Origin of the sequence: Halomonas sp. QHL1 (genome assembly GCF_001882345.1) — a bacterium.
Lineage (GTDB): Bacteria > Pseudomonadota > Gammaproteobacteria > Pseudomonadales > Halomonadaceae > Vreelandella.
The window spans coordinates 1,763,868-1,775,658 of the sequence record NZ_MINL01000001.1 but is presented as its reverse complement, the minus strand read 5'-3'; the positions used below and the strand labels follow the sequence as shown (position 1 = coordinate 1,775,658).

General features: G+C 52.6%; 11 protein-coding genes. 5 read left to right on the top strand and 6 right to left on the bottom strand.

All coding sequences use genetic code 11. The features are described 5' to 3' along the window. The first annotated feature begins 4 nt into the window (after positions 1-4). The gene (gene mtgA, locus QHL1GM_RS08115) at positions 5-721 is read left to right on the top strand and encodes a monofunctional biosynthetic peptidoglycan transglycosylase (RefSeq protein ID WP_071694014.1); all 717 of its coding nucleotides are present in this window, start codon (positions 5-7) and stop codon (positions 719-721) included. A gap of 15 nt (positions 722-736) precedes the next feature. Here mtgA and QHL1GM_RS08110 read toward each other — a convergent pair whose 3' ends face one another. Together QHL1GM_RS08110 and QHL1GM_RS08105 are read right to left on the bottom strand one after the other, a co-directional pair. Beyond that, positions 737-1,426 carry an EAL domain-containing protein gene (locus tag QHL1GM_RS08110; RefSeq protein WP_071694013.1) on the bottom strand — a complete coding sequence of 230 codons (690 nt, stop codon included), beginning with the start codon at positions 1,424-1,426 and terminating at the stop codon, positions 737-739. A 126-nt stretch (positions 1,427-1,552) separates the two neighbouring features. After that, positions 1,553-2,491: a DMT family transporter gene (locus QHL1GM_RS08105; protein WP_071694012.1), complete on the bottom strand. Its 939-nt coding sequence runs from the start codon at positions 2,489-2,491 to the stop codon at positions 1,553-1,555. Between the two features lie 144 nt (positions 2,492-2,635). Here QHL1GM_RS08105 and QHL1GM_RS08100 point away from each other — a divergent pair, with 144 nt between their 5' ends. The 3 genes from QHL1GM_RS08100 (at position 2,636) to QHL1GM_RS08090 (ending at position 5,918) form a co-directional block, all read left to right on the top strand. Continuing rightward, a complete protein-coding gene (locus QHL1GM_RS08100; protein WP_071694011.1) occupies positions 2,636-3,028 on the top strand; it encodes a DUF4168 domain-containing protein in 393 nt (130 codons plus the stop codon). Positions 3,029-3,280: 252 nt separating this feature from the next. Further along, positions 3,281-5,191, top strand: coding sequence for a DUF294 nucleotidyltransferase-like domain-containing protein (locus QHL1GM_RS08095; RefSeq protein WP_071694010.1), 1,911 nt, complete (start codon positions 3,281-3,283; stop codon positions 5,189-5,191). Position 5,192: 1 nt separating this feature from the next. Continuing rightward, positions 5,193-5,918, top strand: a complete 726-nt coding sequence (locus QHL1GM_RS08090) for a 3'-5' exonuclease (RefSeq protein WP_071694009.1) — start codon at positions 5,193-5,195, stop codon at positions 5,916-5,918. 83 nt (positions 5,919-6,001) lie between these two features. Here QHL1GM_RS08090 and QHL1GM_RS08085 read toward each other — a convergent pair whose 3' ends face one another. The 4 genes from QHL1GM_RS08085 to QHL1GM_RS08070 all read right to left on the bottom strand — a co-directional run bounded on the left by QHL1GM_RS08085 (position 6,002) and on the right by QHL1GM_RS08070 (position 10,921). Continuing rightward, a complete protein-coding gene (locus QHL1GM_RS08085; protein WP_071694008.1) occupies positions 6,002-7,642 on the bottom strand; it encodes a BCCT family transporter in 1,641 nt (546 codons plus the stop codon). Between the two features lie 218 nt (positions 7,643-7,860). Then, a complete protein-coding gene (locus QHL1GM_RS08080) occupies positions 7,861-8,736 on the bottom strand; it encodes a glycine betaine ABC transporter substrate-binding protein (protein ID WP_071694007.1) in 876 nt (291 codons plus the stop codon). Between the two features lie 149 nt (positions 8,737-8,885). Beyond that, entirely contained in the window at positions 8,886-9,719 is an 834-nt protein-coding gene (locus QHL1GM_RS08075) for a proline/glycine betaine ABC transporter permease (protein WP_071694006.1), read from the bottom strand. Beyond that, positions 9,719-10,921, bottom strand: coding sequence for a glycine betaine/L-proline ABC transporter ATP-binding protein (locus QHL1GM_RS08070; RefSeq protein WP_071694005.1), 1,203 nt, complete (start codon positions 10,919-10,921; stop codon positions 9,719-9,721). Before QHL1GM_RS08070 ends, QHL1GM_RS08075 begins: the two co-directional genes overlap by 1 nt. A 380-nt stretch (positions 10,922-11,301) precedes the next feature. On the opposite strand from QHL1GM_RS08070, the gene QHL1GM_RS08065 reads away from it, so the two are divergent. After that, on the top strand, positions 11,302-11,715 hold the full coding sequence (locus QHL1GM_RS08065) for a hypothetical protein (RefSeq protein ID WP_071695951.1): 414 nt from the start codon (positions 11,302-11,304) through the stop codon (positions 11,713-11,715). The last annotated feature ends 76 nt before the right edge of the window (positions 11,716-11,791 follow it).

The following is an 11,791-nucleotide window of genomic DNA, read 5'->3' as shown; positions in this document are numbered from 1 at the left end:
CTGGATGCTCAATCGCTCGCTGCGCCGTTTTATGCGTCTGCTATGGCGGATAGTTTGGCGCGGCGTTTTAGCGTTTGTGCTGCTGTCGGTCGCGCTGGTCCTGCTGTTTCGTGTCGTTCCTCCGCCGGGCTCAATGGTGATGGTCGAGCGCAAAATACAGAGTTGGGTCCACAGCGAACCGATTCGTATACAGCGTGAGTGGCGTGGTTGGGATTCGCTCTCGGTAAACGCCAAGCTAGCGGTGATCGCCTCGGAGGACCAGCGCTTTCCGCATCACAGCGGGTTTGATCTGGTCGAATTGCGTCGCGCACTGCAGGCCAGCCGAGACGGCGGACGGTTGCGCGGTGCCAGTACCTTGAGCCAGCAAACGGCTAAAAACGTTTTTCTGTGGACAGGTCGCAGCTGGACGCGCAAGGGGCTAGAGGCGTGGTTTACGCTACTGATTGAGATACTCTGGAGCAAGCAGCGTATTTTGGAGGTCTATCTCAATGTCGCCGAGTGGGATCGCGGTGTCTTTGGGCTAGAGGCCGCTGCTCAGCACTATTTTGGCGTCTCTTCGAGCTCGTTAACTGAGCGCCAGGCGAGTCTTCTTGCGGCTATTTTGCCCAGCCCGCTGACGCGCAGCGCCGCCCGTCCCGATGCCCAGGTTGAGCGGCGAAGCCAGTGGATTCGCCAGCAGATGCGTAACTTAGGTGGGGCTGATTATTTGCAACACCTATAGCGGTTTTTATCCACGCTAGTCGTATTTGGCGTCGTCAATTTCCGCCAGTGCTTCTAGATTGGGATAGGAGAAGTAATAGCCCTGCTGCATGGGAATACCCAATTCCAGCAAGCAGCGGGACTCCTCGCGGGTTTCAATGCCCTCTGCAATCAGCTGTGTCCCCAATGTTTCTGCGAGTGCCACCAGGCTACGTAGGATGGCTTGGCGGCGCTTGTCGCTATCGCACCCCATTACCAGGTCACGGTCGATTTTCAACGTATCAGGCCGTAGGTCGGTCAACAGATCGAGATTGGCATAGCCGTTACCAAAGTCATCCAGCGAGGTGGTAAAGCCCATCTCGCGGTAGCTCTCAATAATCGTACGCATATGCATGCGGTCATTGACCCGCTCGGTTTCGGTAATTTCGAAATTGAGCCGCTCAGTGGGCCAGCCAACACGGTGCGCTGTTTCCAGGGTGGCTTGGATGCAGGCCTGAGGCTCATAAACCGCATTAGGCAGAAAGTTAATAGAGAGCCGTTCCCGCATGCCCAGTTCGCTAGCTAGCTCAATGGCTTTAATACGGCATGCCTGGTCAAAGCGGTACATCAACTCATCGGTCACTTGGCCCAGTATTGAAAAAGCAGATTCACCACTCGGGCCGCGTACTAATGCCTCGTAGGAAATGATTTGTCGCTGACTGACATTGACGATCGGTTGAAATGCCATCGTAAATGCAAAAGGTACCGGAGAATCGCAACGGTTACAGTGTCCGTTCACCCTGGCACAGTGGTGTTGTACTGACATGTTTATCCAAGCCCTGGAATAAAATTATCGATAATTATAAATATCGCGTTATCGTCTAACCGTCTTAGGGGCGGGTTTTCGTATAACCATCACCACCCCAGTGATGGCGACCAACATCCCTACAAGTCCTAATAAGGGAAGACGTTCGTCAAACAGCCACCACGCCTGAAGCGCCGTGACCGGTGGCACAAGATAAAAAAGACTCGCCACACGCGAGGCTTCCCCCTTTTTAATCAATGCCATGAGTAACAGGATAGCGGCAATTGAGAGAATCAACACCAGCCAGCCCAGGGTCAGCACAAAAGTGCTGGTCCACTCCACTTGGCGGGTCTCAAAAACCAGGGCACCCATCCCGAGTAGAGCGCCAGCCGCCAAGTACTGAATAACCGCCCCAGAAAGCAGCGGCATACTGGTGCAATACCTTTTCTGATAAAGCGTGCCCAGTGAAATTCCCATTAAAGCGGCAGTGACACACAGCAGAGCGCTAATCCCGAAGCCATCAAACAGTGACTCACCCAGATCAAGCTTACTGCCGAGCACTAGGCAGATGCCAATCAGGCCCAGCCCTAACCCTACCCATTGGCGCCAAGTGAGTTGTTCACCTAATAAAGGCCCGGCAAAGGCGGCCGTCAGAAGTGGCTGGAGCCCCACCAGTAATGCTGCTAGGCCAGCGGGCATACCTAGGTAAATTCCGTAGAAGACGCCACCTAAATAGGCACCATGGACTAGAAAACCTGATATAGCGATGTGTGTCCATAACCTGGGTGATGAAGGCCAAGGTATACGCATCACGACGACCAGCGGTATCAGTAGCAGCAGCGTGAGTACAAAGCGGATAAATAAAAACGTAAAGGGTTCTGCGTAAGGCAGGCCAAACTTAGCGCCGATAAAGCCGGTGCTCCAAAGCAGAACAAAAAGTGCGGGCATGGCGGCCAACCCTGCGGAGGGCAGGTCATTTTGACGTAACTTGTTGAATAAGCTTGGCATATCGTTTCCATAGTAGGGTGTTTTAGCTATTTTTGTGATACATAAAGTTCTTTTTGTTACTAACTTTTACATAATAAATTGAACCTGCTTGGATTAGGCGCGTCACAGTGGGCACATACACAACGCAATATTGAGGTTTCTTCTATGCAACGTATGACTGCTCTGTTCTCCGCTGCTCTGCTCGCAACCGGTCTGATGACGGCTACTGCCCACGCCCAGGAAGAGCAACAAGGCGCAGCACAAGATCCAATGGCGACCCAGCAAGCACCTGCCCAGGATTTTTCTGACGACCAGCTCCAGCAGTTTGCCGATGCTTCTCAAGAAATTGCGGTTATTTCTCAGGAATATACCCAGCGTCTGCAGGAAGCGGAAGATGAATCAGCACAACAGGAAGTACGCACTGAAGCTAACGACCGCATGATCGAAGTGGTCGAAGACAGTGGCCTTGATGTTGATACCTTCAATGCTATTGGTCAATCCATTCAGCAAGATCCAGAAATGATGCAGCGTGTGCAGGAAATGGCTAGCCAATCTTAAGCCATACCGCTGACAGTATCTGATTTTGGTTTTGCTAATACATTAATCATCATTTAGCAGAGTGATTATCAGTATGGCTTAGGCCATCAAAGCCCGGTGCATAACAGCACCGGGCTTTTTGTTTTGCGGGTCGCTTCACCAACGGGCAGTTTTATTATGTGTGGTGGGGTTTACCTGACTTAGGCTTCCCGCCACACTTTGCATTGTGTGTAGATGACCCAGTCTATTGACCGGCAAGCCCGAGGAGTCCGTATGGATGTCGAACTGTTAGAAATACGCCAACATATGGGACGCTTTCCCCCTTTTGATGGGCTGTCGGATGATCTGCTTGATGCCATTGCTGAACAGGTGGAAGTGAGTTACTTCAAAACCGGCAGCGATATATTAGCGCTCAACGAGATGCTCAATGATCTGTGTTATATCCGCAGTGGCGCCGTGGAGGTTTATCGTAGTCAGGGGGAACTGTATAACCGCCTGGGCGAAGGCGATATTTTTGGCCATTTCAGCCTGCTGCGTAACCACAAAGTACGTTTTCCTGCCAAGGCTATCGAAGATACGCTGATTTATTTTATCCCTAAAGCCGTCTTTCTACGGCTGTGCGAGGAGGATGACCATTTTGCCGATTTTGTTGAGTTGGAGCGGCCGCGGCTAGAGAGCGCCGCCGAACAGCAAAAGAAGTCCAACGACATGATGGTTACGCGGATACGCAAACTGCTAACCCGCTACCCGGTAATGGTGGAAACCTCTACCAGCGTTCAGCTCGCCGCGCAGCAAATGAGCGAAGCCCAAGCCTCCGCGCTGCTGGTCATAAAAGAGGGTAGCGATAACCCGCGCTACAGTTTTAAAGATAGCGAAGGCCAAACCTGGCAGATGTGCGGGATTTTAACCGACAGTGATTTTCGTACCCGCATTGTGGCCGAGGGGTTATCGCCACAAACCTCGGTCGGGGAGGTGGTTTCCTCACGGCTAATTACCATTCAATCTGACGCCTCTGTTTATGAAGCCATGCTGACGATGCTGCGCAGTAACGTGCATCACCTGCCTGTGCTATACCGTCAGCGCCCGGTGGGGGTGGCGCACCTCTCCGATATTATCCGCTACGAGACCCATAGCGGCCTCTATTTAGTCAGCAATATCTTTAATCAGTCTAGCGCCCAGGGGCTAGCACGCTTAGCGCCAGATGTAAGCGCGGCGTTTGTACGTATGGTGCAAGAGGGGGCTAACTCACAGATGGTGGGCAGCGCGCTCTCTACCATTGGGCGAAGCTTTACGCGGCGGTTGCTGGAAATGGCCGAAGCGGAACTCGGCCCACCGCCGGTGCCTTACTGTTTTATGGTCAATGGCTCCATGGCGCGTAATGAGCAGAGCATTGTCACCGACCAGGATAATGCGCTGATCCTCTCCGACGAGTTTAACCCTGAAGAGCATGATGACTACTTTTACGCGCTGGCAAAAATTGTTAGCGATGGCTTAGACGCCTGCGGCTACACCTACTGCAAAGGTGATGTCATGGCGACTAACGCTCAGTGGCGTCAGCCGCTCAGCGTTTGGAAAAGTTATTTTCAGGATTGGATGGCCAACCCCACGCCTGAAAGACTGCTGCACAGCTCTATTTTCTTCGATCTGGATAGCTGTTACGGCGAAGACCTCTATGTGGAAACGCTGCAGGATTTGATTGCCGAGACAGCGCCAAAATCACCGCTGTTTTTAGCCGCCATGGCACGTAATGCCTTAAATCGTACGCCGCCGCTAGGATTTTTCCGCACCTTTGTGATGGAACAAGATGGTAAGCACAACAACTCCATCAACTTGAAGCGCCGCGGTACCGCACCGATGGTGGATTTGGTGCGGATTCATGCCTTGGCCAGCGGCTCCAAGGCACAGAACTCCTTTCAGCGCTTGAATGACATCAGCAAGACCCAGCTATTAGCGACCGGCATGAGCGACAAGCTAAGCTACGCATTTGAGTTTTTATGCATGTCGCGGATTCGCCATCAAATGATCGATCTGCAAGAGGATCGCTTGCCGGATAATAATATCGAGCCCGAAAACGTTGCGGATAGCGAACGCCACACCCTGAAAGACGCCTTCCAGGTGCTGAGCAACGCGCAAAAATTTCTCAAATTCCGCTACCCCATGCCCGCTCAGCGGCAGGGGCGTTAAAATGTTCGGTATACGTCCTCGTCAGAAAATCACCCAGGCTGACTGGCAGGGCTATATGGCCCAGCGAGCGCAGCAGGCGAAAAATCCTGCCATCCAGCAATTTTTTGGTACGCTGCTGCCTGACCCTGAAACCCCGATAGCCGACGTGCCGATGGTGGCGCTGGATATGGAAACCACCGGGCTGGATGAGCGGCGTCATGGGATTGTCAGCATTGGTGTTGTACCGTTCACGTTAGGCCGTATCAAGTTGGCCGAGCGACGCTATTGGGTCGTCAAGCCGCCAAGGCCATTGGATGAAGCCTCGATTGCCTACCATCATATTACCCACTCGGAGATCGCCCAGGCGCCGGACTTAGAAGAGGTCCTGGACGAACTGCTGGCCCAGTTAGCGGGGCGCTTAGTGGTGGTGCATTTTCGCAATATTGAGCGGCCCTTTTTGGATGCAGCCGTCAAAGCCCGACGTGGGGAAGGGGTGCTGTTTCCAATGATTGATACCATGTCGCTGGAAGCGCGGCTGCATCGCCAAACCCTGTGGGCCCGGTTTCGTCGCTGGCTGGGTCGCCCGCCAGTTTCCATCCGCCTGCACGCTAGCCGCGAACGCTATGGCTTACCTGCTTATCAAGGGCATCATGCCTTAGTGGATGCGCTGGCAACCGCAGAGCTGTTGCAGGCGCAAATTGCCACCCATTATCAGCCTGAAACGCCATTGAACGATATTTGGTGTTAAAGGCTCGCTGCCAAGATATCAACAAAAAACGGGCAACCCTTTGGGCTGCCCGTTTTGCTTGCTAGCTAAAGCTAAAAGAAGTCTTAAACTGCTTTTGGCTCGCTCATCAACCCCTTGATAATGGCATAGCAGGCCACCAGCAAGATGATGGTGAACGGGAAGCCTGTGGAGACAGCCATGGTTTGCAGCGCGGTCAAGCCACCGCCGAGCAGTAGCGCAATGGCAATTGCACCTTCGATGATCGCCCAGAACACGCGCTGTGGTTTTGGCGCATCGACCTTGCCGCCCGCCGTAATCGAGTCGATCACCAGCGAACCGGAGTCAGAAGAGGTCACAAAGAAGATAATCACCAATAGAATCGCGATGAACGAGGTGATTTGTGACAGCGGCAACTGCTCCAGCATGACGAACAGCTGTAGATCCACTCCGGCGTCACGCACGGCTTCAATGCCCTGGCTCACATATTGATCAATGGCGGTTCCACCGAAGGTAGTCATCCATAGCACCGACACGAAAAAGGGCACCAGCATAACGGATATCAGGAATTCGCGAACGGTGCGGCCACGGGATACCCGGGCGATAAACATGCCGACGTACGGGGACCAGGAGATCCACCATGCCCAATAGAAGGCCGTCCAGCCTTGGCTGAAGTTGGCATCTTCACGGCCGAAGGGGTTCGACAGCGCAGGTAGATGAACCGCATAGTTCAACAGGTTTTCAAAGAAGCCGGTGGCAATCAACAGGGTAGGGCCGACTGCAATCACAAAGAACAGCAGGGCTGCCGCCATGGCGATGTTGATTTTTGAGAGTAGCTGAACACCTTTATCGACGCCCGCTAGAATCGAGCCGATGGCGATAATCGTAATACCAACGATCAACAGGATCATGGTGATATCGCTTTCCGGCGCGTCAAACAAGTAGGTAAGACCCGCCGCGGCCTGGGTAGCGCCTAGGCCCAATGAGGTGGCCAGGCCAAACAACGTTGCAAATACAGCCAAAATATCAATTACATGGCCTGGCCAGCCCCAGACGCGTTCACCTAAAATCGGGTAAAACACCGAACGCATAGAGAGTGGCAAACCCTTATTGAACGAGAACAGCGCCAGCGAAAGCGCCACTACCGCGTAAATTGCCCAAGGGTGCAGGCCCCAGTGAAAGATGGTTGCGGCCATAGCTAACGCTTCAGCACCGGCAGCATTACCTTCCGCACCTGCAAGCGGCGCCCAACTGCCGCCGTCAAATGAAGTGCCAAAGTGCGTCAGCGGTTCATTAACGCCGAAGAACATCAGGCCAATGCCCATGCCTGCGGCAAACAGCATTGAAAACCAGCCTATATAGGTAAAATCGGGTTTGGCATCGGCGCCACCAATACGGATTTTACCTAAAGGGGAGAAAATCAGACCAATACATAAAATGACGAATATATTCGCCGCTAATATAAAGAACCATGCCAAATTTCCGGTCAAAAAACCGAAAATAGCATCATAAATAGGGGCTATGGTGTCTTGCAGTGCCAGCGTCAGTACTACAAACAACAGCACCACAACCGCCGAAATGCTAAATACCTTGCCGTGTAGGTCAAGATTAAGACCCATGGCATTCGTGGTGATGTTGTCTTGACCAATTACATAATCGGTATCAATCAGATTCGCCGCGCCATCTGGGGCGGGTATGCCCTCAGAGACCGGCTCTTCAGGGGGACGTTTATCATCGTGGTTATCCACAGAAGCCTCTCTATTTCGAGCAAGAAGTGTCGATCAAAAATGTTGAATAAAACCCGAATGTGGCATCAACCAACATTACATGGCTCGCGTTAAGGCGCTCACAATAGCAAATCTGTTAAGACAGCCTTCAACGTAGTATGAACCCATTCGCTAAAACATTACGCTTATAACGACAACAGAGGGCCGAAGCCCCCCGTTATAGTTACTGCACAGGACATTTAGCTATCGAGCCACTGCTCAACTACATCCTGGTTATCTTCAACCCACTGCTTAGCGTTCTCGTAGGGGTCGCTGCCATCTTCCTGGTTCATTAGCATGACCTCGCCCATCTGCTCCGGCGTCCACTCGAAAGCGTCAAGAATCGCATAGGCTTCCGGCATGTCATCTTCCAGGCCTTGACGAACCGCGGTATGGATCTGCTCCGCACCGCCATAGACGTTTTCAGGATCTTCTAGATATTTGATGTCAAAACGGGCAAACATCCAGTGGGGCGTCCAGCCGGTAACAACGACATCTTCTTCGTTATTAATCGCGCTGGATAGCGCTGCCGTCATGGTTGCGCCGCTGCCACTACGCAGATCCAGCTCAAGGTCATAGGTATCCACAACCTCTTCAGTGAGGGCCATTAGGCCTGCACCGGGGTCAATACCGATGATCTCGCCATTAAAGCTGTCGGCGTTATCGTTAAGGTCAGCAATCGAGTCGACGTCGGTATACTCTGGAACCACAAGGCCCAGCTTGGTGCCGTCCAGGTTGGGGCCAAGGTCTTCAATGCTATCGCCCAGGCGCTCCATGTAATCGGCGTGAGTAGTCGGCAGCCAGGCAGCAACGATGGCATCCGCATCGCCAGTCGAGAGCGCCTGGAACATGGCAGCCGCTGAGAGCGACGTTAGGTCGACCTCGTAGCCCGCTTGCTCAAGTACCGCAGCAACGACGTTAGTTGAAGCGACTTCGGAAGACCACTCTACGTAGGCAAGGTTAACCGTGCCTTTCTCTTCTTCGGCCTGCGCTGTGCTGCTGACGGCAACACCGGCACCCGCTAACAGTGCCAGTGAAGCAAGACGGATACGGAGGTTCAATGTGCGATGTTTCATTCACTTTCTCCCTTGAGTACTAAAATATCAACGTGCATGATTCTTAACGAGCACGGTTGCTGCAAAGCACAGCATGGTTAGCAAGAGGCGACTAAGCAAGCGAATGACTCAACGCAGCCGCTCCTGCTGTTTTACGCTATTCGCGCGTTCTAGCCATTCCGGGTTTTTCTAAGCGATTGCGTTAGACGGTCAAGCAGCATGGCTAGGATGACTACCGCGATACCCGCTTCAAAGCCATCGCCAGGGCGCAAGCGTTGAATAGCGCGCCATACTTCGCTGCCCAAACCGTCCGCACCAATCATGGCAGCGATGACCACCATGGAGAGGGCAAGCATTATCGTTTGGTTGATACCCGCCATTACCGTGGGCAGTGAAAGCGGTAGCTGCACTTTAAATAGCTTTTGACCACGGGTAGCGCCGTAGGCATCGGCGGCTTCGATCAGCTCCACCGGTACTTGACGAATACCCAGGGTGGTAAAGCGAATAGCCGGGGGCATCGAGAAGATCACCGTGGCAAAAATCGCCGAGACCGAGCCAATACCGAAAAACGGAATAGCCGGAATCAAATAGACGAACGCTGGCATGGTCTGCATAAAGTCCAAAATCGGCATAATGACCCGGTAAAGCCGATTAGACAGCGCCGCGGCAATGCCCACGGGTAACGCGATGACGACGGCCACCATGGTGGCAAATACCACCAGCGTGAGCGTCTCAATCATCGGGTTCCATAGACCCAGATTCCAGATCAGTGCCAAGCCGGCTACGGCGCCGATTGCTAGCCGAGGACCCGCCAGCTTCCAGCAGAGTAGGGCGATCAACGCGAGCAGTGCCCACTCGGGCAGCCACATCAAACCGTCATTTAAAACATCGATACCGGTTTGGGTGAAGCGGGATATGCCGCGGGTGACCAGGGAGTATTCGCTGGTCAACCAAGTCAGACCGCTTTCAATCCAATCACCTAACGGGATGCGTGGGATCTCCATTATTGCTCTCCTGCTCGTGCCAGTTCGTCGAGTACTGCGCCTTTAACCACCACGCCCAGCAGCTGCTCTTGCTTATCAATAACGGCGATAGGGAAGCTCTTTTCGCTAAACATGGCAAACAGGTTATGCAACGGCTCATCCATGGGGACTTTGCGAAAATCCTGGGTTAAGTAGGGGATAATCGAATCGGAACCCTCTTCAATCGCCCGGCTTGCAGCGTCGGCCTCGAGTAGGCCGATCAAGCGGCGGTCGCGATCAACCACATAGATAGAGTCGATAGCATGGTCGCGCATGCGGTGCAGTGCCGTGCGCGGCCCATCGCTTTCGCGAGCGGTAGAACGCAGCGGCCGCATGGCACTTTCAGCGGTCAGAATACGTGCCCGGTCAACGCCTTCGATAAAGCGCCGTACGTAGTCATCCGCAGGCTTGGTCAGAATCTCTTCCGGTGTGCCGATCTGCACCACTTCGCCATCTTTCAACAGCACGATACGGTCGCCAATGTTGAGCGCTTCATCCAAGTCGTGGGTAATGAAAACCGTGGTCTTTTGCATTTTGGATTGCAGCTGTAACAGTTCTTGCTGCATGTCTTTGCGAATCAACGGGTCGAGCGCGGAGAAGGCCTCATCCATTAACAGTACGGTGGCATCGTTAGCCAAAGCACGGGCTAGGCCAACGCGTTGCTGCATGCCGCCGGAAAGTTGGTTGGGGTAGGCGTCTTCCCAGCCTTCCAAGCCCACTTGCTTGAGCGCATCATGAGCAATTTTATGGCGCTCTGTTTTCTCTACGCCGCGAATTTCCAAACCGAACTCGGCATTTTGCTGCACAGTGCGGTGGGGAAATAGCGCGAAATTTTGAAATACCATAGAGAAGTGGCGGCGGCGGCACTCCAACAGCGCTTTCTCTTTCAGCGTCGGAATATTTTCGCCGTCGATGATGATCTCACCTTCGGTGGTCTCGATCAGACGGTTAAGACAGCGGATCAAGGTCGATTTGCCTGACCCTGATAGTCCCATGATGACCAGCAATTCGCCTTCATAGACATCAAACGAAATATTGGATAGCCCCAGTGTTTGGCCGGTTTTCTCCAGAATTTCGGGGCGCTTCATTCCCTGGTTACGTAGCTCAATGGCTTTTTGTGGGTGCTTGCCAAAGACTTTGCTTAAGTCGCGCACTTTAATTTTGACGGGTCGTGTCTCGTCCATCGGCGATGCCTTTTGTTGAGCAGAATAGGCGTGTGTCGTTGCTACGCCATTCATAAAGAAATAAGAGCTTGAGTCGGATAATTTATTAAAAATTATTATACATAAGTGGAGCCTATGTGTCACAACGGCTCGCTCAACGGGGCAATTAACGCTACATGTGTCATTTTTTACCCACCTTAGGTGGTTAGTTACCCGCTAATGGCGATACATTGCTATTTTTATAAATAATTGATTTTATTTAAGTAATCATTAATTTTCAATATTTGGCATGTAAAGTGAATAGCATAAATGTGTGCAACATATTATATGTACAGAACTGGCTCTCGGTTACCCAGTAAGACGTTTAGAAACATACGGTGTTAGCAATGGAGGTGGGTATTATGGACAAGCAACATGACCACATTGAGAGTAAGCAAATTGCCAATCGCCCCCGCTGGTTAACGCTGTGCATGATGGCGACAGCAGCGAGCGTTATTGTATTGGCTGGCTGCGGTGACAATGAAGAGCCAGCGCCGCCTGCGGATGAAACGGCGCCCCTTGAGCAAGATGCGACCACTCAGCCAGAACCAAGTATGAATGAAGAGCCGGGTATGAATGAAGAGCCAGCAATGGACCAAGACCCAGGCTTAAATGAAGACCCCGCAGCAGAAGGCACTATGCCCGAAGACACCATGGATGAGCCGGCAGAAGGCACCACCATGAATCCAGAAGAAGATGAGCCTGGTTTTGGTGAAGGTACTGAACCAATGCCTGGCGTAGAAGAAGATGATGATGAGAATTCGACCAGTAACTAATTACCCGTTTCGAGTTTTGAGTAAGTGTACCGCTCCCTACGATGGTAAATCGATCCAGCTGTTTGTTCCCTGCGGC